Source organism: Alysiella crassa DSM 2578, assembly GCF_000745955.1.
GTDB lineage: Bacteria > Pseudomonadota > Gammaproteobacteria > Burkholderiales > Neisseriaceae > Simonsiella > Simonsiella crassa.
In genome coordinates this window covers 73,266-94,180 of sequence record NZ_KN050786.1, presented here as the reverse complement: position 1 = coordinate 94,180, position 20,915 = coordinate 73,266, and the positions used below count along the sequence as shown (strand labels likewise).

Sequence of the window (20,915 nt, the reverse complement as noted above, 5' to 3'; positions counted from 1 at the left end):
CCATTGTACAGTTTACCATATTTTGCGCACAATCAGGCGATAATTGAGCAAGCCAATCCATGATTTTTGCGTGATTACGACAATAAATAGAGAATATACTTCAAATTAATCTGCACCACAAAAATGAAGGCAGCCTGAAACTTTGTATGCGTTTCAGGCTGCCTGCAAAATCACATATTTTGCTGAATATTGTTTTTTTCCAATTGTTCTTGTTTTTTCAAACGTCTGGCTTCGCGGCGTTCACGGCGTTTTGCCAAAAGTGCGTTTTTACGCGCCAACAAATTTTGGCGTTTGCGCCACCAAAACCATGCCACCCATGCCAAAATCAATACAATCAACACCATAAATCCATGTTGAAATTGCTTTACCATTGCCATCAACCATTCGCGGTTTTTCGCGCCCAAATCGCCCAAATACACCCAAAGTGGCACAGAAATCAACGCCGCCACACCGTCCATTACCAACCATTGCCAAAACGAGACTTTGCCACTCATGCCCGCCGTCAAAAAAATCGGACTGCGTAAGCCTGGTAAAAATCGCGCCACAAACAAAACCCGATTGCCATATTTATCAAACTGTTGCTGCACTTGTGCATAGCGTTTGGGCGGCATTAATTTTGCCACAGGGCGAAAGCGCAAAATCTCCGTCCCATACGTTTTGCCCAATAAAAACATAATCCCATCACCCACCAACACGCCCGCCATGCCCACCGCAAACATGATGTGTACGTTGGCATAGCCCAGCCCTGAAATAATCCCGCCCGCCACCAGCGTGATGTCTTCAGGAATCGGCACGCCAAAGCCGCAAATCACCAACACAAAAAACACGGCGGCATAACCAAATTGTTGGAAAAAAGTTTCAAGTAAGGTCAGCATAAAGTGTTCTAACTAAAAATAATTCATCAAAATAAAGGCAAAACCAGTTAGCCATTGTGTGCAAATGGGGCAACTGGTTTTGTTTTCAAGGTTTCAGGCTGCCTGAAAAGTGGATTTTTACATGATGAATCATCCGTTTTCAGGCAGCCTGAAAAGATTACGCTTTTGCTTCAATGGAATCCGCAATCAAACGCGCACTTTTTTCTGCCAACATGGCTTGCTCTGCTTCCACCATCACGCGCACCACAGGTTCGGTGCCAGACGGACGCAATACCACACGTCCACGGTCGCCCAACTCTTTCTCCACCGCCGCCAATGCTTGTTTGGAAGCCGCTTGCCAGTCAAAACCTTTTTTCAGGCGCACATTAATCATGGTTTGCGGATAAGGCTGCCAGTCCACCGCCACGCTCAAATCTTGACCCAAAGTTTTCAATGCCGCCAAAACTTGCAGCGCGGAAATCGTGCCATCGCCTGTATTGTGTTTGTCCATGCACAAAATGTGTCCAGACGATTCGCCGCCCAGCAACCAGCCGCGTTGTTTCAACATTTCCAACACATAACGGTCGCCCACTTTCGCACGACCAAAGGCAATGCCACGTTCTGCCAAGGCTTTTTCCATTGCCAAATTGCTCATCACCGTGCCAACCACGCCGCCAAATTGAATACCTTGTTGCGACAAGGCTTTGGCAATGATGTAAATCAATTTGTCGCCATCAAATACCGCGCCATGTCTGTCCACCATAATCAAGCGGTCGCCATCACCGTCCAAAGCAATGCCGTAATCTGCTTCGTTTTGTAACACAGCAGCCTGAAGGGTTTTCGGGTGGGTTGCACCCACTTTGTCATTGATATTAAAGCCATTTGGTGTATTACCAATTTCAATCACTTCCGCGCCCAATTCGTGAAACACTTTCGGGGCGGTGTGGTAGCCTGCACCATTTGCGGTGTCCACCACCAATTTCAAGCCACGTAAATCCAAATTGCTGGGGAAAGTGGATTTACAAAATTCAATATAACGGTCGTCTGCGCCACTAATGCGGCGGGCGCGTCCTAATTGCAATGATGGATTGGTAACCATTTCTTTGTCTAATTCGGCTTCAATTGCTATTTCCAGTTCATCGCTTAATTTCACGCCACCTTCGGCGAAAAATTTAATGCCATTATCGGAAAACTCATTGTGCGAAGCGGAAATCATCACGCCGCCCGACAAACGCAAAGCGCGTGTCAAATACGCAATGCCAGGGGTAGGCAAAGGTCCAGTTTGCAAAACATGCACACCCGCCGCCGTAAAACCCGCCACCAAAGCCGTTTCCAGCATATAACCCGAAATGCGTGTGTCTTTACCAATAATGACGGTGGGTTGCTTACCGTGTTCATGCTTAATCAGCGCACGACCAAAGGCGCAACCCAGTTTCAATACAAAATCAGGCGTAATGGGAAATTGCCCTACTTCGCCACGAATACCGTCCGTACCAAAATATTTTCTAGCCATGATGAATCGTCTTTCATTAAATTCATTGAATGCGCGTATTGTAAAGGAAAATGCGCTGTGTATGTGTTAATTTTCAGGGGAATTTGATGGAAAATAAATACACCACAGGCAGCCTGAAACAATTTCAGGCTGCCTGTTTGATGTGTGCCACAATTGGGCAATATTTATGCTGGCTTTATGTTTAGGCTGCCCTGGGTACATGACACAATTCATACAAGGCGTGTTACACACCAAATCATTTAAATAATGTGGCATTTAGGTGCGTGGTACGCATACTACATTGTCAGGCAACCTGAATATTATTCAAATGAAACTTGCTGTTCTGTGCCACGCAATTGTTCATAAATTTCAGGCAGCTTGTTAATCAGCCAATCGGGTTTGGTGGCTTCATTGCGGGACAATTCGGTCATGTCGCCATAACCAAACAACACGCCCACGCTCGGGCAGCCTGCGGCTTTGGCGGCGAGAAAATCATTGTGCGAATCTCCCACCATCAACATATTTTCAGGCGGCACCCCCATGACTTCGGCGGCATGACGCAAAGGCTCGGGGGCAGGTTTGCGTTCAGGCAACGTGTCGCCACCGACCACAATGCTGAAATAATCCATTAAATTCAATTCTTTCAATAATTTCACTGCCAACATTTCGCTTTTATTCGTTACCACCGCCAAAGGCAAACCCAAGGTTTTCAGCAATTCCAAACCCGTTTCTGTTTCGGGATAAGGGCGTGTGGCGTTGGCGATATTGTGGGCGTAATGGCGCATGAAAATGGGGAAACCACGTTCCAATAAATCATCGTCTGCTGTGCCGTGATGGTCGGCGGTCAGGCTGCGGTGAACCAGCACGGCAATGCCATCGCCCACATAACTTTGCACGATGTCGCGTGGCAATTCGGGCAAACCCAGTTCCACGCGCATGGCGTTGGCGGAAGCGGCTAAATCAGGCACAGAATCCACCAAAGTACCGTCTAAATCAAATGCAATGGCTTGAATAGATTGTAAATTCATTTTGTGTCCTTGTTTTCAAAATTGAACAATGGGTTTTCAGGCTGCCTGAAAATTAGGCGACACCATATTTGGCGCGATACGCTTTCATAGGCTCAACAAATTGTGCTAATTCCGCGCTGTCATTTTGTTCCAATAAAGTGAACAAATCCAACAAATTGGCAATCGCCACCACGGGTAAACCGTATTGTTGTTGCACTTCTTGCACGGCAGAAAGTTCGCCTGTGCCTTTTTCCATGCGGTCAAGCGCAATGGCTACGGCGGCTGGTGTCGCGCCTGCTTGCTCAATCAATTTCACGCTTTCGCGCACCGAAGTGCCAGCCGAAATCACATCATCAATAATCAACACGCGACCTTGCAAGGGCGCACCGACCAACACACCGCCCTCGCCATGGTCTTTGGCTTCTTTGCGGTTGTAGGCAAACGGCACGTTCACGCCTTGTTCTGCCAACATCATGGCAGTGGCGGCGGCTAAAATGATGCCTTTGTAGGCAGGGCCAAAGAGCATATCAAATTGCACTTTGCTTTCCAAAATCGCTTGGGCGTAGAAACGCGCCAATTTAAGCGTGGACGCGCCATCGTTAAACAAACCCGCATTGAAAAAATAGGGCGATTGGCGACCTGCTTTGGTGGTAAATTCGCCGAATTTCAGCACATTTTGTTGCAAGGCGAAATTCAGGAAATCTTGACGGAAGTTGCTCATGTTGTTTTCCTTGTTTTTTTGGGGGAATCGGGTTTCAGGCTGCCTTTCAGTACACGACAATTTTTTGAAATAACCACAAACCTGTCCCCTCCCCCGTCTCCAACGGGGGAGGGCTAGGGTGCAGACTTGCCAAGTTCTGTACTTTGTAGGGGCAGATTTCATATCTGCCCTTTCTACGATATTTGAATTGTGGTACTTCCCACAGGGCGGATATAAAATCCGCCCCTACGACACGATGAGAACTTGGCAGGTCTGGGGCTAGGGTGGGGGAAAATTTGTGGAACAAATTAATTGTCTTGAAAATCAACGAACCCCCACCCTAACCCTCCCCCGCAAGCGGGAGAGGGGATAGGTTACAGGCAGCCTGAAAGATTTTTGTCGTGTACTGAAAGGCTGCCTGAAAAAATCATTTCACAAAATCGCGTTTGTATTTTTGATGATTGACAATATTGGCTTTGGCATCGCGCTCGTCCCAAATTTGCAATTCCCATGGATAGTAGAAATTGCTGCTGTTTTTGAAATAAACGTGTACGCCAATATAGCCGCCCACATCGCGCAAATACCAATTTTTTAAGCTGTATTCGTTTTTCCAGTTGTCCAAATGCGCCATGATTTCCGCCACGCTTTCAGACGGTAAAATCACACGCGCCCCGAAAATGTCGTTCAAAATATTGTTCACAGGATAATGGTTTTCGCGCTGCAAATAGCGGTGGATTTTATCGTGTATGCTTTCGGCGGTTTTCACACGATAGAAAAAGTCAATATTGCGCGTGTCAGCAAACGCCAAATAATCGTTAATGGCTTCGTGCAAATTCAGGCGGTATAACAAAATGTGTTCAATCGGCACTTTGGGCAAAGTGTGGCTCAAATTGATTTTCGCCACTTTACCTGTTTCAAAATAATCTTGTGAGTATTGAAAATGTATCTGATTGATTTCTCGAATTAAACGCTCGGTTTTTTGAATGTGTGTTTCCATGTTTTTACTTTCAGGCTGCCTGAAAAAATTTTCATCATCATTCTTTCATTGTTTAAACAGGCAAAGCTTCACGTTGAATTTGTTCACGAAATTTTTCGGGCAAGCTGCGTGGAGTCAGTACATCTACTTTAATGCCAAGTAATTCTTCCAATGCCATTTGTAAACCAAATAAATCCAGCAAAGTGGTTTTGCCGTCAATGGTGTCCACCAAAATATCCAAATCGCTGTTTTCATTATCCAAACCTTTGACAACTGAACCAAATACGCGCATATTTTGAATGGCGAATTGTTGGCTAATGGTGCGAATTTGGCTGCGGTGGTGTCGCAATAATTCAGATGGTTTCATGATTTTTCCTTTCAGACAGCCTGAAATTTGACAAGTGGTTTCCAGATAGCCTGAACATCAAAAAAATCTATCGCCCCCAAATATTCAGGCAGCCTGAAACCCTTTACAATACCCATTTTAACAAATTTAAACAAACAAGGTTGATTTTATGCGGATTATCTCGGCAAACGTGAACGGCATTCGTTCCGCCTACAAAAAAAATTTCCACGATTATATTTTGCAAAGCGGCGCGGATATTGTTTGCGTGCAAGAATTGAAAGCACAAGAGTCTGATTTATCAGCAGAAATGCAAAATCCACACGGCATGCACGGCGTGTGGCATTGTGCTGAAAAGCGCGGTTACAGTGGCGTGGCAATTTACAGCAAACGCACGCCCGACCGCGTCCAAATCGGCATGGGCGTAGCAGAATTTGACCGCGAAGGGCGTTTTGTGCGGGCGGATTTTGATGATGTGAATTTGACCGTGATTTCCCTGTATTTGCCATCAGGCAGCAGCGCGGAAGAACGCCAGCAAGCCAAATTCCGTTTTTTGGACGTGTTTTACCCCATGTTGGCGGCTTTGCACGCCGAAGGGCGCAATACCGTGGTGTGTGGCGATTGGAACATTGCCCACCAAAACATTGACTTGAAAAACTGGAAAGGCAATTTGAAAAATTCAGGTTTCCTGCCCGAAGAGCGCGAATGGATAGGCAATGTGATTGCCAAACTGGGCTGGGTGGACATTTGGCGCACGCTCTACCCCAATCAGGCAGGCTACACTTGGTGGAGCAATCGCGGTCAGGCTTATGCGAAAGATGTGGGTTGGCGCATTGATTATCAGATGGTTACGCCCAACTTGGCGCAAAAAGCCACCGCCGCCCACGTTTACAAAGATGAAAAATTTTCCGACCACGCGCCTTTGGTGGTGGACTATGATTTTGATTTGGTGAAGTAAAATAACGCGAACTCGGGATAAGAAACAGATTAACCTTTTGTGTTAATGAAAACTTTGCAAAAATCATAAAGGCAGCCTGAAAATGAGTTTCCCCATTTTCAGGCTGCCTATTTTTTACCGCAAATTAATCAAAACGCGTATCACGAACCCAGAGCAGAAGCTGCCAAGAGTGGTTGATTTTGTGCATTGTCGGTCAAGTTAGCTGCTGTAGCAGAAGCTGTACCAAACGATGCCATTGCGTTCATCATATTATTGGCTGCGCTGATGAAGTTGTTGATTTGCGCGGCGGTTACGCGTTCGCCTGATGAGAATGCCACCGTTTGCGTGCCGTTGGTGTTGCTGAAGTAGTCTTTCACGGTAACGCTGTTATTCGTGCCAGATACACTCAACACCAAGTCATTGCCTTGTTTACTCACGCCGCCGTTACGGTTCATCACGCTGTTGTACGATACGCCTTCAAACAAGATGGTGTCGTTGCCACCGCCAGAGTTTAATACGGTGTCTTGACCAAATTGTCCTTTGAATACATAAGTGTCATCACCAGCACCGCCGTCTAAAGTATCATTGCCAGCACCACCGTTGATGCGGTCATTACCAGCACCACCGTAGATATTGTTGTCGGCTTTGTTACCTGTGAGCGTGTCGCTAAATTCTGAACCAATCAGGTTTTCAATTTGTGTGCCGTAGCCGATGAAGGATTGTCCAACGGTTTTGCGACCATCTGCTTCGGTTAAGAAATTGTTGGACTTGCGACCACTATAGTTCCAAGAACCTGGTGTCAAATCAACGGTTACGCCTTGACGTTCTGCAGAGGCATCAAATGTATCCACGCCAGCACCGTCCCAAATATACACATCATTGCCCACAACATCGGGGTTGTAGCGCTTAAAGGTGTAAGTATTGTTACCTGCATTTTGGTTGCTATTTACACCATAGCGATAGTGAATAGCTGCCAAGTCAAAGATTTGCAAACCTTTGCCTGTCATAAAATTGCTGCTGTTGTAAGACATGATGGAGTGAGCGGTATCTTCTTCACCAATTGGCAGGTAAGGACCTGCGGCTGTGCCGTTGCTGCCATTGTAGTTACCAGTATGTTTCAAGCCCAAGCTATGTCCGATTTCGTGTACCAATGTACCATAGCCACTATCAAATGTATAACCTTGATAAGTTACGCTCTTAGTATCTTTACTCATGGCTTTGTCGCCAGAGAACATATCACCATTCATATGCACATCGCCACCATAGTAAGCATAACCTGTGGTTACACTTAAATATTGTGGATCGCTACTATTATTGGCTTGACGTGCAAAGGTGTTGGCTTGCAGGCTGCCCGTTGTTTTCACACCTGTACGATGTAAGCCACCACAGCATGAACACATATTTTGTGCAGTTGGTGTGGTAGGGGTGCCTGTGGATACATTGCTGATACCTGATTTCAAATTATCCAAATAAAAACGGAAATTTGCTTGACCATCAGGAACTTCACGGAATTTGATGTTTGCATAAGTTTCGTATTCAGACAAGGCATCGCGTACGGCTGCTTTTTGGTTGTCGGTATATTGACGGAAACCACGTTCACCACCGTGTGCTTGAGTAGCGAAACTATAGGTTACTTCAATACCATTACCCACACCTTCCCATAAACCATTTTTAATATTGCCATGACGGTCGCGGTAGCGTGTATTAGGTGAACCCAAATAACCTTGACGACTATCTGTTGCAATAGAACGGATAAAGTATGCAACTTCACTCTGCCCTACATCGCCTACGCTTACACCGCTTACTTGTTTTACCGAGCTGTAGTTGTACAAATTAGACACAGTAATGTTTTTACCAGAAGCATCGCGTGTATTCAATTCGGCTTGAATGGCATGGTCTGAATCGGCTGCCAATTCGCTACCTGCTACATTAATGCTGAAGCCTTTTTGGTTGTTCACGGTGGCTTGATAACGGCGATTATTGATTGTTAAATTCACAATATCGCCCTGTTTAGCTGTACCGCCTACGCTACCTGAAACGGTAACTGTACCTTGACTTTCCACCAAGTTCACAATGCCATCGCCTGCCACATTGGTAATATTGATGGTGGCATCTTTAGATGTGTTGGGATTAGTGGGTTGGGTTGGGTTCACGGGGTTGCTAGGCGTGATGGGGTTTTCAGGCTGCGTTGGTGGAGTGGGTTGTGCAGGTGGGGTTGGCTGCGACAAGTCCACTTTATACGTTTCCGTATCGTGCGCTGACAAATATTGCCCATTAGGCTGCATGGTGTACACCGCACCCACAACAGTACGCGTAGGATCTGCTGCCAAATCGCTGCCCGCTACATCTACGCTGAAACGCAAATCGCTTTTCACTTCGCCAGAGAAGCTCTTACCATTTACATTCACAATCACCACATCGCCCGCTTTCGCACCGCCTCCTACACGACCTGTGATGGCAATTGTACCTCTTGCTTCGGTAGCATTGATGGTATCATCTGCAGTGATGTTGGCATCTAATGTGATGGTGGGCTCTAACGCAGGCTGCGGTTGTGGAGCAGGTGGTGTGTCACTGTACACTGTGTAAGTGTCAGTAGTAGATGCTTTGAGTGCATTACCTGTACGATCGTAAGTGGTAACGGTTGCTTCAATGGTACGATCGCTATCGGCTGCCAAATCGCTACCATATACGCCTACAGTAAAACTCAAATCTGCTGCAACGGTGCCACGGAAAATTTTATTGTTTACCGCAACATCAACAATATCGCCCGCTTTAGCATTGTTTACACGACCACGAATGGCTACCACACGACCTGTTGCAGCTTCGTCTGCAGAAATAAAATCATCATCAGATACTTTGCCATCTAAAGTAATAGAAGGTTGCAAAGTAGGTTGAGGTTGTGGCGCAGGTGCATTGCTGTCCAAATAAGTGGTGTAGCTTGCGCTGCTGGTGCCTGTCAATTTATTGCCTACGGAATCATAGGTTTCCACAATTGCTTCAACAGTACGGTCGGTGTCGGCTGTCAAATAATTGCCATAAACATTTACTGCGAAAGTTTTATCTGCATTGACATTACCTTGGAAATGCACACCATTGATGGCAATAAATACTTTATCACCTGCTTTTGCGCTACCACCCACGCGACCTGTTAAGGTCAGCACACCACCAGCTTCTTGGCTAGAGATAAAGCCATCGCCAGTCAAATTGTCCAACACAATAGTGGGTTGTTCAATGTGATTAGTGGTGGTATTGACACCATAGCTTTGTTGTGTGGTAACACGATAGGTGGTGTAACCAATTTTAGTGAAAATGGTTGCTTGAATGGTGCGGTCGGCATCAACAGCCAAATCACGTCCATGTACATACACTTCAAAAGTGTAATCAGCATTAACTACACCTTGATAGTCTGTACCATTTACATTGATGCGAATTTCATCGCCCACTTGAGCGGTATTGCCCACGCGTCCAGTAATGGCAACCGTGCTATTGGCTTCTGCACCTGAAATCAAATTGTCAGACGTGATGGGGTCTAACTGAATACTGGGGTATAAGCCATTGTTATTGGTAGTAGTAAAGTTGTTAATACTGCGCGTGCTGGTTGTGCGCGTATTGCTTGTACTGCGAGTAGTATAGGTACTCATAATGATAAATTTCCTTACATGGATGAAATTTTGCAATGTCCTACTTGTTTTGGACAAAACAAAATCAGATTAATGAAAACATCATGTATTTTTCAGGCTGCCTGAATTTTTCAAACACTCTGGTGATACACGTGTCGCATATGTTTTGCTGTCATCGTTATACTTCTGTTTCCGTACGCAAAATTCAGTACAAACGAGTTCGCAAAACATATTTTCATAATAAAACAAAGATTTCTAGAAAGACAAGCCACAAAAAATTGACAAAATAGCGAATCCTTGAATTGATGGGGGCTGACGAAAATTGTCATTACTTAATATTACAAAATAAGTAAATAATCTTGTAATAAATTAACACTGTGTAACAAAATATCTTTAAAAGAGAAATTTGTGCAATAAAAATTCAAAAAACGACACTTTTTCAATTGATATTGGATTTGATTATTTAAAGCTTAATTTACACTTTTTTTTTATTAAAATTATTATGTTAATCATTTACACCCCTTATCTAAATTTACATAAAGTAAAAAATAATTACACACCAGTATGTTGAGAATGATTTACAGATTGCAAAATAAGGCTTTACAATTTCACCGTCAAATTAACACATTGAAAATCATTTTATGAACCAAACCCATTCAGAAACACACACAGGACAACCCCCTCAACCTGCTTTGGCTGCCTTGATTATTTTGGCGCACTATCATGGTATTGCCACTAATCCTGCTGACATCATGCACCATTTTTCAGGCAGCCTGAAAAATGATTTAGACCAAACAGAATGGTTACTCGCTGCCAGAAAATTGGAACTCAAAGCCAAAATCAGTAAACACTCATTAGACCGCCTTCACATGCTCAATCTCCCTGTGCTGGTGTGGCGTAATGATGGCAATCATTTTATTTTAGGCAAAATAGATGAAGACAAATATTTGATTCAAGATTTGGTCAATAATCGCCCTGTTATTATGGATAAAGCGCAATTTACGGCGGTTTATTCTGGTGAAGTCATACAAGTTGCCTCACGTGCTTCGGCTACCAAAGCATTGGCAAAATTTGATTTCACATGGTTTATCCCTGCTGTGATTAAATACAGACGGATTTTGATTGAAGTCTTGATTGTTTCGGTGGTGCTGCAAATTTTCGCGCTGATTACGCCTTTGTTTTTCCAAGTAGTGATGGATAAAGTATTGGTACATCGCGGTTTTTCCACTTTAGATGTGGTGGCGATTGCGTTGTTGGTGGTGAGTTTGTTTGAGATTGTGCTAGGCGGTTTGCGAACGTATATTTTTGCCCACACCACTTCGCGCATTGACGTGGAATTGGGTGCACGATTATTCCGTCATTTATTGGCTTTGCCCTTGGCGTATTTTGAAAGCAGACGGGTGGGCGACACAGTGGCTCGCGTTCGGGAATTGGAACAAATCCGCAATTTTTTAACGGGTCAGGCTTTGACTTCGGTGTTGGATTTGGCGTTTTCATTTATCTTTTTGATTGTGATGTGGTATTACAGCCCGACTTTGACTTTGGTGGTGCTGGCTTCCTTGCCTGCGTATGCGTTTTGGTCAGCGTTTATCAGCCCGATTTTGCGTAATCGTTTGAATGAGAAATTTGCACGCAATGCCGATAATCAATCGTTTTTGGTGGAAAGCATGACGGCGGTTGGTACGGTCAAAGCGATGGCGGTTGAGCCGCAAATGACACGCAAATGGGATAACCAATTGGCGGCGTATGTGAACGCGAGTTTCAAAGTAACTCGCTTGGCGGTGATTGGGCAACAGGGCGTGCAGTTGGTGCAAAAACTGGTTACGGTGGCAACTTTGTGGATAGGGGCGCGTTTGGTGATTGAAGGCAAATTGACGGTGGGTCAATTGATTGCTTTTAATATGTTGGCAGGACAAGTGGCGGCACCTGTGATTCGTTTAGCGCAATTGTGGCAGGATTTTCAACAAGTGGGCATTTCGGTGGCGCGTTTGGGCGATATTTTGAATGCACCGACTGAAAATCCGTCTTCCAAATTGGCTTTGCCTGATATTCAGGGCAATATCATGTTTGAACACGTTGATTTCAGATATAAAGCCGATGGGCGTTTGATTTTGCAGGATTTGAATTTGCAGATTCGGGCTGGTGAAGTGTTGGGTATTGTGGGGCGTTCAGGTTCGGGGAAATCCACTTTAACCAAATTGGTACAAAGATTGTATGTACCTGAAAATGGTCGGGTTTTGGTGGACGGCAATGATTTGGCTTTGGCTGACCCAGCGTGGTTGCGCCGACAAGTGGGCGTGGTGTTGCAAGAGAATGTATTGCTCAACCGCAGTGTACGCGACAATATTGCGCTGACAGACACGGGTTTGCCTTTGGAAATGATTATTCAGGCTGCCAAATTGGCGGGAGCGCATGATTTTATTATGGAATTGTCGGAAGGTTACGACACGATTGTGGGCGAACAAGGCGCAGGTTTGTCAGGCGGACAACGCCAACGCATTGCCATTGCTCGCGCTTTGATTACCAATCCGCGCATTTTGATTTTTGATGAAGCCACCAGTGCGTTGGACTACGAAAGTGAACGTGCGATTATGCAAAATATGCAGGCGATTTGTGCAGGGCGCACGGTGTTGATTATCGCGCACCGCTTGTCCACCGTGCGCCACGCCCACCGCATTATTGCGATGGACAAGGGCAAAATTGTGGAGCAAGGCACGCATGACGGTTTATTGCAAAAACCCGATGGCTATTATCGTTATTTGTATGATTTGCAAAACAGTTAAGCGGTTGGAATGGGCTTTCAGGCAGCCTGAAAAATCCTCCCACTTTATTTATTTTTAAATTTACCCACAGAAATCATCATGAGCCTACGTTTTCAAGCATTTAAAGATTTTGTTTCACGCTATGCGAGTGCATGGCGCAGCGTTTGGTCTATCCGCGACCAGCTAGACCCACCCAAACGCAAGGGTGAAGAACTTGCTTTTCTTCCTGCCCATTTGGAATTGACCGATACCCCCATTTCCGCCGCACCCAAATGGACGGCACGGCTGATTATGTTGTTTAGTCTATTGGCGTTAATTTGGTCGTTGGTAGGCAAAATTGACATTGTCGCCACCGCGCAGGGCAAAACGTCCACAGGCAGCCGCAGCAAAACCATTCAGCCTTTGGAAACGGCGGTGGTGAAAGCCGTGCATGTGCGCGATGGTCAGCAAGTGAAAGCCGATGAAGTGTTGGTGGAACTGGAAGCCGTTGGCTCGGACAGCGATTTCACGCAATCGCAACAGGCTTTGCAGGCTGCCCAGTTATCCAAATTGCGCTATGAAGCGGTATTAAAAGCATTGGATAATCAACAAGTTCCCTATTTGAATAGGGAAGCAGCGAAACAATTGGGCATTGGCGACACGGCGTTTCAAGAAGCGCAAGTGTTAGCCCAAAACCAATACCAAGCATGGGCAGCGCAAGACGCGCAATTGCAATCCGTGTTACGCGGTCATCAGGCAGAATTGAAAGCCGCCCAAGCGCAAGAACAAAAACTGATTTCGCTGGGCGTGATTGAACGACGCAAAACCGCCGACTACGCCAAATTGCGCCAAGACCAATTTATTTCGGAACACGCATATTTGGAACAACACAGCAAATCGGTTGCCAATCAAAATGATTTGGACAGCACGCGCAGCCAAATTCAACAAATTCAGGCTGCCATCACACAGGCGCAACAAAATCGTACACTCAATACGCAAAATTTAAAACGCGATACTTTGGACGCGCTGCGCCAAGCCACCGAGCAAATGGAACAATATGCAGGTCAAACCGATAAAGCACGTCAACGCCAAGCCTTGATGACACTCAAATCGCCTGTTGATGGCACGGTGCAAGAATTGGCGACTTACACCATTGGCGGCGTGGTTCAGGCTGCCCAAAAAGTGATGGTGGTGGTGCCAAATGATGAAAAAATGGAAGTGGAAGCCCTTGTTTTAAATAAAGACATTGGTTTTGTGGAAGTAGGGCAAGACGCAGTGATTAAGGTGGAAAGTTTCCCCTACACGCGCTACGGTTATTTGACGGGCAAAGTCAAAAGCGTCAGCCATGACGCGATTAGCCACGAAGATTTGGGTTTGGTGTACACCGCGATTGTGTCGCTGGACAAAAGCACTTTGAGCATTGAGGGCAAACAGGTGAATTTGACGGCGGGCATGAATGTGAGCGCGGAAATCAAAACAGGCAAACGTCCTGTGATTGACTATTTATTAAGCCCATTGCAAACCACCGTAGATGAGAGCTTTAAAGAGCGGTAAAGCTTTGCAGGCTGCCTTGGGGTATATGACCATTTTTATCAAACAAAAATGTAGGGTGCGTACTACGCACCAAATCATTCAAATGACTGAACATTCGGTAATTTTGTTGTACGTATACTACAAAGGCAGCCTGAACCCCATTTTCAATTTAACCATACCAAAACATCATGAAAAACAAATCTTTCTTAATTTTAACCTGCGCATTATTAAGCAGCGCACCTGTGGCGCAGGCTTTTGATTTGTCGCAAGCGTGGCGCGCGGCACGAACCAATTCGGCAGATTATCGCGCCGCAACATTTAACCGTGATGCCGAAATTGAACGCGAAAAACAAGCCAAAGCCGCACTGTTGCCACAAGTTTCCTTGAGTGGCAGCTATACTTATCAGCCGCCGTCTTTGTCGTCCACCCGAACCACGCGCAATGCCAATATTCAATTAAATCAAACGATTTACGATGGCAGTAAATGGGCGCAATACCGTTTAAGCAAACTCAACTCGCAGGCTGCCGAAAGCGAATTGCGCCACAATCATGACGATACTTTGCTGAAAGTCAGCGAAAGTTATTTCAATGTATTGCTGGCAAAAGACACCATTCGCGCCGTAGAAGCGGAACGCCAAGCCTATCGCCAGCAAATGAAACAAGCCAGCGAAATGTATGAGCGCGGTGCAGCCACGGCGGTGGACATTCACGAAGCACAAGCAGGTTATGACAATGCGGTTGCCAAAGAAATTGAAGCGATTACGCGTAAACAAATTGCCGAAAATCAATTAAGCAATTACACAGGTTTGGACGTGGAAAAAATTGAAGCTGTACCCATGAATCATTTAATTGAGCGCGTTCAACCCAAAGTCAAACAACGCAGTTTGGCGCAATGGCAAGATTTGGCATTGAAAAATAATCATGAGTATCAAAATGTTAAATTAAATGCAGAAATGGCAGACGAGGGCGTGAACATGGCACGCGCCAACCGTTTGCCCAAAGTGAGCGTAAGTGTGGGCTATCAACACAGCCGCTATCAGGGAGCGCAAGCGCAGCAGGATTATGCGTACACGGGCAAAGGTTTGTCGGCTTCGTTGCAAGTGAGCGTGCCGCTTTACACGGGCGGCGAAATTCGCAGCAAAGTACGTGAAGCGGCGGCGCGTTCGGGTGAAGCCGAATCCAAATTATTGTCGGTGGAACGCAAAGTGAAATTAGCGGTGAAACAAGCATTTACGGAAAACAATGCCCTGCGTTATCAAGTATTGGCGCAAGAGCGTTTGTTAAACAGCAACCGTTTGAAATTAAAATCCACGCGCACAGGCAAAGATTTTGGCGTACGCAGCACTCTGGAAGTGATGAAAGCGCAGCAGGAAGTGGCGGATTCAGAACAGAAATTGGCGGAAGCGCGTTACCGTTATTTGCAATCTTTTCTGACTTTAATCAAGGAAAGTGGCATGGACATGGAAACGGCGTGGTTGGCAACGCGTGGTCAGGTGGTGCAGCCCACTTCGGCATTTCCTGTTAAACACTATCAAAATATGCAACCGAAAAGAAAATATAAACGTAAACGTGTGTGATTCAGGCAGCCTGAAAATATAGGTGGGGCAGATAAATTTATCTGCCCCTTTGTGTTTTTCAGGCTGCCTTACGATACACGGCATTTTTTGTGTGGTTTCCGTAGGTCGGGCATTCATGCCCGACCTACAAATTGTTGTGTACTGTGAAGCTGCCTGAATATTTTTTACACAATTATTTTTAGAGTAGGCGATACAAAAAATAGAGCATAGAGTATAATTCCTAAATCACACACAAAAGTCTTTATGGAGAAAAAAATGAATAATCCATTCAACCCCTTAATTATTCGCGGCAAAGAGCTGATTCCTGTGGTGCAAGGCGGCATGGGCGTGGGCATTTCTGCGTCCAGTTTGTCCAGCGCGGTGGCGCGTGAAAACGGCATTGGCACGATTGCCAGCGTGGATTTGCGCCATTTGCACGAAGATTTGCTGGCTGAAAGCAAAATCAATCCCACCGAAGAAAAATACACGCGCCTGAATTTAATCGCGCTTGACCGCGAAATTCAGGCTGCCAAAGAAAAAAGCGAAGGGCGCGGCATGATTGCCGTAAACGTGATGAAAGCCGTGAAAGACCACGCCGCACTCGTGCGCCAAGCCTGTGAATCGGGCGCGGACGCGATTGTGATGGGCGCAGGCTTGCCTTTGGATTTGCCTGAATTGGTGGGCGAACACCGCAAAAATGTGGCGTTGTTTCCGATTTTGTCGGAATCGCGCGGTATTGGTATCGTATTGAAACGCTGGATGAAAAAAGGCGTGTTGCCCGATGCCATCGTGATTGAACACCCCGCCCACGCCGCAGGACATTTGGGCGCGGCAACCGTAGCAGGCGTGAACGATGAAAAATTTGATTTCAAACGCGTTTTAGAAGAAACCTTTGAATTATTTAAACAATTGGATTTGGAACGCGAAAAAATCTCCCTGATTTTGGCGGGCGGCATGGCGAATTTCCAAAAAGTTTCAACGGCTTTGCGTGAATGGGGGGCAAATGCGGTGCAAGTTGGCACAGCGTTTGCCGTTACCAAAGAAGGTGATGCACACATCAATTTCAAAAACACGTTGGCTGGCGCGGAACGCGAACAAGTGGTGGAATTTATGTCGGTGGCGGGCTTGCCTGCGCGTGGCGTGTCCACACGGTTTTTGTCCAGCTACATCAAGCGCGAAGACAAATTGCAAGCCAATGCGAAAGCCGACCCGCGCCGTTGCACACAAGGCATTAATTGTTTGACCACTTGCGGTTTGCGCGATGGTTTGCCCAATGCGGGGCAGTTTTGCATTGATTTGAAATTGGCGGAAGCGTTTCGTGGTGAGGTGGATAAGGGTTTGTTTTTCCGTGGTAAAGACCCGCTTCCCTTTGGCACGGCAATTAAATCGGTGCGCGAAACGGTGGAATATTTGCTAACGGGTAATTTGGCGTTGGCGAAGTAAGATAAATAATATGGGCAGCCTGAAAATCGGTTTTCAGGCTGCCTTTTCTTGTATAATTCGCGTTCACATTATTTTTATTTTGCCCCCATTATCATGTCTAAAAAATCCAAAACTGAATTAGAAAACAATAAATTAAATAAACGTTTGCGCCACGCGGTCGGCGATGCGATTAATGATTTCAATATGATTGAAAACGGCGACAAAATCATGGTCTGCTTGTCGGGCGGCAAAGACAGTTATGCTTTGCTGGATATTTTGTGTCAATTGCAAGCGTCTGCGCCAATTGAATTTGAATTGGTGGCGGTCAATCTTGACCAAAAACAACCGAATTTCCCCGAACACGTGTTGCCCGAATATTTAGACAGCATTGGCGTGCCGTACAAAATTGTGGAAGAAGACACCTATTCCACCGTCAAACGCGTGTTGGCGGAAGGCAAAACGACTTGTTCGCTGTGCAGCCGTTTGCGGCGTGGTATTTTGTATCGCACGGCAAAAGAGTTGGGTTGCACCAAAATTGCGTTGGGTCATCATCGTGATGATATTTTGGGGACTTTGTTTTTGAATATGTTTTACGGCGGTAAATTGAAAGCCATGCCGCCGAAGCTGGTTTCCGATAATGGCGAACACATTGTGATTCGCCCTTTGGCGTATGTGAAAGAAAAAGATTTGATTAAATACGCGGAATTGAAACAGTTTCCGATTATTCCGTGTAATTTGTGTGGCTCACAGCCGAATTTGCAACGCCAAGTGATTAAAGACATGTTGAATGATTGGGACAAGCGTTTTCCAGGTCGGATTGAGAGCATGTTTTCGGCTTTGCAAAATGTGGTGCCATCGCATTTGGCAGATATTGAATTGTTTGATTTTGCAGGATTGCAGCGTGGTCAGGATTTGAAACACGGCGGCGATTTGGCGTTTGACGGCGAAACGGTGTCCTACACGCCTGAATTGGACGATGATGAAATCAGGCAGCCTGAAAATCCGCCCGAGCGCAAAGTGATTAATATTTTAGCCAGCAAACCGAAAATCAGTTGTGGTGGCTGATTTTCAGGCTGCCTTTTGTACACGGCAACAATCATCGTAGGCTGTGCCATGCGCACCAAGCACACCACAATATTGAATATTTATAGTGAATTCAATTTAAACCAGTACAGCGTTGCCAGCTCCCTTATGTACTATGTGTACACGGCGGTCGCTGTCGCCTTGTCCTGATTTAAATTGAATCCACTATAATATTTCAATGATTCAAACCATTTGGTGCGCACGGCGCACCCTACATGATTCATGATTAAACATTATCGTGTACTGAAAAACTGTTTGAAATGTAAAAAAACACCTGTTTTTCATGCAAAACAGGTGTTTTTATATTTTTATTCGTTTTCAGGCTGCCTGAAATTTCCAAAACATCATCATATTGCGTTAAAATAATCGCCATTTTTTTAAAACAAATTGTTTGCCCTAATTATTATGTTGAAACCTGTAACCCGTATCGCGGCGGCGTGTGCGCTGATTTTCAGCCAGTCTGCTCAAGCGGCAACGCTGCAAGAAGTGTTGCGCCAAAGCTTTAGCAATGACCCCGAATTGCTGGAAGCGCGCGCCAATAAAGATGCTGCTCAGACCGATATTAAAATTGCCAAATCGGGGCATTTGCCAACTTTTTCGCTGACGGCGGCGCAAGTATTGGCACAAAAACATCGCTATGAAAGCAGCAATCGCTCCAGTTTCAACCCCGGTTTGCAGGGAAGATTAAACCTGTATTCTTTCGGCGGCGTGGACGCGCGCGTGCGTTATAGCGAGCATAAACACGACTATTTCCATCATAAATATTATGAAACCCAAGAAACAGTCGGGCAAACCATTAGCCAGCTTTATTTATCTGCTCTGCGCGCCAAAGAAAATATTGTCGCCGCGCAAAGCAATTTGCAACGCCACGACCAAATCATCAAAGATTTGCAAATCATCGCGCACTACGACAAAGGTCGCCAATCCGAGCTAGACCAAGCGATGGCGCGGCGTTTGCGTGTGCATGCATATTTGGCAGACCAAACGCGTTCTATGGAATTGTCTTTGAGTCGCTTGGGGAAATACACGCAAAGCCGCTTGAATCCTGCTACTTTGACCGACCCATTTGCGGGCGAAAACGCGTCTTCCATTGTCAAACGCTATCAGGCGACGGATTTGGGGCAACAACCCAGCTTTCAAGCGCAACAGGCGGAACGTGAAAGCGTGTTGGCAGAGTTAGATGTGAATAAATCAGCGCGTTATCCATCTATTGATTTGATTGCGTCTGCTTCGCGTGATAATAAAGAAATTTATGTGAATTTTAACTGGGATTTTTTCAGCCCCACGGCAAATTATCAAGTGGAAAAAAGTGCGCAAACTTTGGTGGCGGCAGAAGCCAAATCCGACCAAATTTTGCGCGATGTGGCAGAACGCAGCCGCAGCTCCGAAGTGGATATGCGCCAAAGTTTGAATCGCTTTAATATTGCACAACAACAAATTGCGGCACAGAAAAAAGTCATCAAAGCCTATGAATTGCAATTTAAAATCGCACGGCGCACGCTGATTGATGTGTTGGACGCGTATTCGGATTTGTGGAATATTGAGTCTGAAGTGGTGGCTTCGCAAAATGATTTCCGTGATGCGGCTTTGGAATATTTGGCTTCGCAATCGGCGTTGGCGCGGTTTGCGGGGCTGGTGGAAGACCGCAGCTCGCCCGAGCGCAAAGTTCGCCGCAGTTTCCGCGAGCATTTGCCCGATGAATTTTTGCCGAAAAATTTGCAGGAACGCTTTGATAAAATTGATTTTGATGCAATTGACGCGGAAGTGGCGCATTTGGGCGACCAGTTGAATTATTTGAAAGACAAAACCAAAGAAAAACTGCAAAAACTGGACAAAATGATGCCTGAATATCAAGGCGAAACGCGTTCAGCCAATGAAACCACTCCAACGGTGAATCCTGAAGTGAACACGGGTACGGCGGCGGATTATCCTGTGATTGTGGACAGCCAAACTTTGGTGGACAGCAATCAACCCTATGTGCCAAGCAGCAAAGCCGCCGCCAAATCCAAAGTGGCGGCAGCGAAAAAATCGCAAAAAAATAAACACAAAACGCAGGCTGCCACACCGAAATGGGCAGCAAATGGCACATCAGATATGCGTGCGCCTTTGAATATCGCCATGCCTGTGGTGCAGCCAAATAGTGATGATACATCAGCGCGTTACGAAGCGGAATTGAACGCGGCATTGCCCGAGCCGACTGTGGACACACGTCCTACGATGTCGGCGGCGCAAGCCATGCCCGATAAGGTGCTGACTTATGATGATGTGATGGACAATCGCCCGAGCAATCCGCTTGCAGGCAGCCTGAATCAGGAATATGTGCCTATGCCGCCATCGGTGGACACTTTGAGTTTTGATGATGTGATGGCGACTGAATCGCCCAAAACACAAGTTGCGCCGCCAAACGAGATGGCGGTAGACCCCATTAAATTTGTTACCTTCCGCGATAAATCGGCGGATACGGTTGCACCACCTAAAGAGAAAGCGAAAAAGCCGTCATCTGCTCAACCCAATCAGGCGAAACCTGTGGTGAAACCCGCGAAACCGTCTGTGCCATCGGCTACGGAAAAAGTACGCGAAACCAGCAAACAAGTAAACGATAAAATTCAATCAGTTACGGATAATCCGTTTGCAGGCAGCCTGAACAATTC

At 45.9% G+C, this 20,915-nt stretch carries 14 protein-coding genes; 7 read left to right on the top strand and 7 right to left on the bottom strand.

What is annotated here, in order from left to right; genetic code table 11:
• Window positions 1-170: 170 nt before the first annotated feature.
• From Q338_RS12950 to Q338_RS12925, 6 genes are all read right to left on the bottom strand, one after another.
• Complete coding sequence (locus Q338_RS12950) at window positions 171-875, bottom strand: DedA family protein (RefSeq protein WP_034296337.1); 705 nt, start codon at window positions 873-875, stop codon at window positions 171-173.
• Window positions 876-1,032: 157 nt separating this feature from the next.
• On the bottom strand, window positions 1,033-2,367 hold the full coding sequence (gene glmM / locus Q338_RS12945; RefSeq protein WP_034296336.1) for a phosphoglucosamine mutase: 1,335 nt from the start codon (window positions 2,365-2,367) through the stop codon (window positions 1,033-1,035).
• Between the two features lie 299 nt (window positions 2,368-2,666).
• Complete coding sequence (locus Q338_RS12940; RefSeq protein ID WP_034296332.1) at window positions 2,667-3,374, bottom strand: phosphoglycolate phosphatase; 708 nt, start codon at window positions 3,372-3,374, stop codon at window positions 2,667-2,669.
• 52 nt (window positions 3,375-3,426) lie between these two features.
• A complete protein-coding gene (pyrE, locus tag Q338_RS12935) occupies window positions 3,427-4,074 on the bottom strand; it encodes an orotate phosphoribosyltransferase (RefSeq protein WP_034296329.1) in 648 nt (215 codons plus the stop codon).
• 406 nt (window positions 4,075-4,480) lie between these two features.
• The gene (locus Q338_RS12930; RefSeq protein WP_034296327.1) at window positions 4,481-5,050 is read right to left on the bottom strand and encodes a nucleotidyltransferase family protein; all 570 of its coding nucleotides are present in this window, start codon (window positions 5,048-5,050) and stop codon (window positions 4,481-4,483) included.
• Between the two features lie 52 nt (window positions 5,051-5,102).
• Window positions 5,103-5,396 carry a nucleotidyltransferase family protein gene (locus tag Q338_RS12925; RefSeq protein ID WP_034296325.1) on the bottom strand — a complete coding sequence of 98 codons (294 nt, stop codon included), beginning with the start codon at window positions 5,394-5,396 and terminating at the stop codon, window positions 5,103-5,105.
• A gap of 148 nt (window positions 5,397-5,544) precedes the next feature.
• On the opposite strand from Q338_RS12925, the gene Q338_RS12920 reads away from it, so the two are divergent.
• The gene (locus Q338_RS12920; RefSeq protein WP_034296322.1) at window positions 5,545-6,330 is read left to right on the top strand and encodes an exodeoxyribonuclease III; all 786 of its coding nucleotides are present in this window, start codon (window positions 5,545-5,547) and stop codon (window positions 6,328-6,330) included.
• Between the two features lie 140 nt (window positions 6,331-6,470).
• On the opposite strand, the gene Q338_RS12915 is transcribed toward Q338_RS12920, so the two are convergent.
• Entirely contained in the window at window positions 6,471-9,950 is a 3,480-nt protein-coding gene (locus tag Q338_RS12915) for an Ig-like domain-containing protein (RefSeq protein WP_034296319.1), read from the bottom strand.
• A 620-nt stretch (window positions 9,951-10,570) separates the two neighbouring features.
• On the opposite strand from Q338_RS12915, the gene Q338_RS12910 reads away from it, so the two are divergent.
• The 6 genes from Q338_RS12910 to Q338_RS13945 form a co-directional block, all read left to right on the top strand.
• Window positions 10,571-12,712, top strand: coding sequence for a type I secretion system permease/ATPase (locus Q338_RS12910; RefSeq protein WP_051968660.1), 2,142 nt, complete (start codon window positions 10,571-10,573; stop codon window positions 12,710-12,712).
• Between the two features lie 78 nt (window positions 12,713-12,790).
• Window positions 12,791-14,224, top strand: coding sequence for an HlyD family type I secretion periplasmic adaptor subunit (locus tag Q338_RS12905; protein ID WP_034296315.1), 1,434 nt, complete (start codon window positions 12,791-12,793; stop codon window positions 14,222-14,224).
• Between the two features lie 167 nt (window positions 14,225-14,391).
• The gene (locus Q338_RS12900) at window positions 14,392-15,780 is read left to right on the top strand and encodes a TolC family protein (protein WP_084693606.1); all 1,389 of its coding nucleotides are present in this window, start codon (window positions 14,392-14,394) and stop codon (window positions 15,778-15,780) included.
• Window positions 15,781-16,035: 255 nt separating this feature from the next.
• Window positions 16,036-17,202, top strand: a complete 1,167-nt coding sequence (locus Q338_RS12895) for an NAD(P)H-dependent flavin oxidoreductase (RefSeq protein WP_034296310.1) — start codon at window positions 16,036-16,038, stop codon at window positions 17,200-17,202.
• Window positions 17,203-17,295: 93 nt separating this feature from the next.
• Window positions 17,296-18,246: a tRNA 2-thiocytidine(32) synthetase TtcA gene (gene ttcA / locus Q338_RS12890; protein ID WP_034296516.1), complete on the top strand. Its 951-nt coding sequence runs from the start codon at window positions 17,296-17,298 to the stop codon at window positions 18,244-18,246.
• A gap of 405 nt (window positions 18,247-18,651) precedes the next feature.
• On the top strand, window positions 18,652-20,915 hold a 2,264-nt coding region (locus Q338_RS13945), incomplete at its 3' end, for a TolC family protein (RefSeq protein WP_169815871.1).

Bases quoted from the DNA above. Each gene is read 5' to 3' on its own strand.
- ttcA (WP_034296516.1), top strand. From the start codon at position 17,296: ATGTCTAAAAAATCCAAAACTGAATTAGAAAACAATAAATTAAATAAA.
- Q338_RS12900 (WP_084693606.1), top strand. From the start codon at position 14,392: ATGAAAAACAAATCTTTCTTAATTTTAACCTGCGCATTATTAAGCAGC.
- Q338_RS12895 (WP_034296310.1), top strand. From the start codon at position 16,036: ATGAATAATCCATTCAACCCCTTAATTATTCGCGGCAAAGAGCTGATT.
- Q338_RS12920 (WP_034296322.1), top strand. From the start codon at position 5,545: ATGCGGATTATCTCGGCAAACGTGAACGGCATTCGTTCCGCCTACAAA.
- Q338_RS12940 (WP_034296332.1), bottom strand. From the start codon at position 3,374: ATGAATTTACAATCTATTCAAGCCATTGCATTTGATTTAGACGGTACT.
- Q338_RS12905 (WP_034296315.1), top strand. From the start codon at position 12,791: ATGAGCCTACGTTTTCAAGCATTTAAAGATTTTGTTTCACGCTATGCG.
- Q338_RS12910 (WP_051968660.1), top strand. From the start codon at position 10,571: ATGAACCAAACCCATTCAGAAACACACACAGGACAACCCCCTCAACCT.
- Q338_RS12915 (WP_034296319.1), bottom strand. From the start codon at position 9,950: ATGAGTACCTATACTACTCGCAGTACAAGCAATACGCGCACAACCAGC.
- glmM (WP_034296336.1), bottom strand. From the start codon at position 2,367: ATGGCTAGAAAATATTTTGGTACGGACGGTATTCGTGGCGAAGTAGGG.
- pyrE (WP_034296329.1), bottom strand. From the start codon at position 4,074: ATGAGCAACTTCCGTCAAGATTTCCTGAATTTCGCCTTGCAACAAAAT.
- Q338_RS12925 (WP_034296325.1), bottom strand. From the start codon at position 5,396: ATGAAACCATCTGAATTATTGCGACACCACCGCAGCCAAATTCGCACC.
- Q338_RS12930 (WP_034296327.1), bottom strand. From the start codon at position 5,050: ATGGAAACACACATTCAAAAAACCGAGCGTTTAATTCGAGAAATCAAT.
- Q338_RS12950 (WP_034296337.1), bottom strand. From the start codon at position 875: ATGCTGACCTTACTTGAAACTTTTTTCCAACAATTTGGTTATGCCGCC.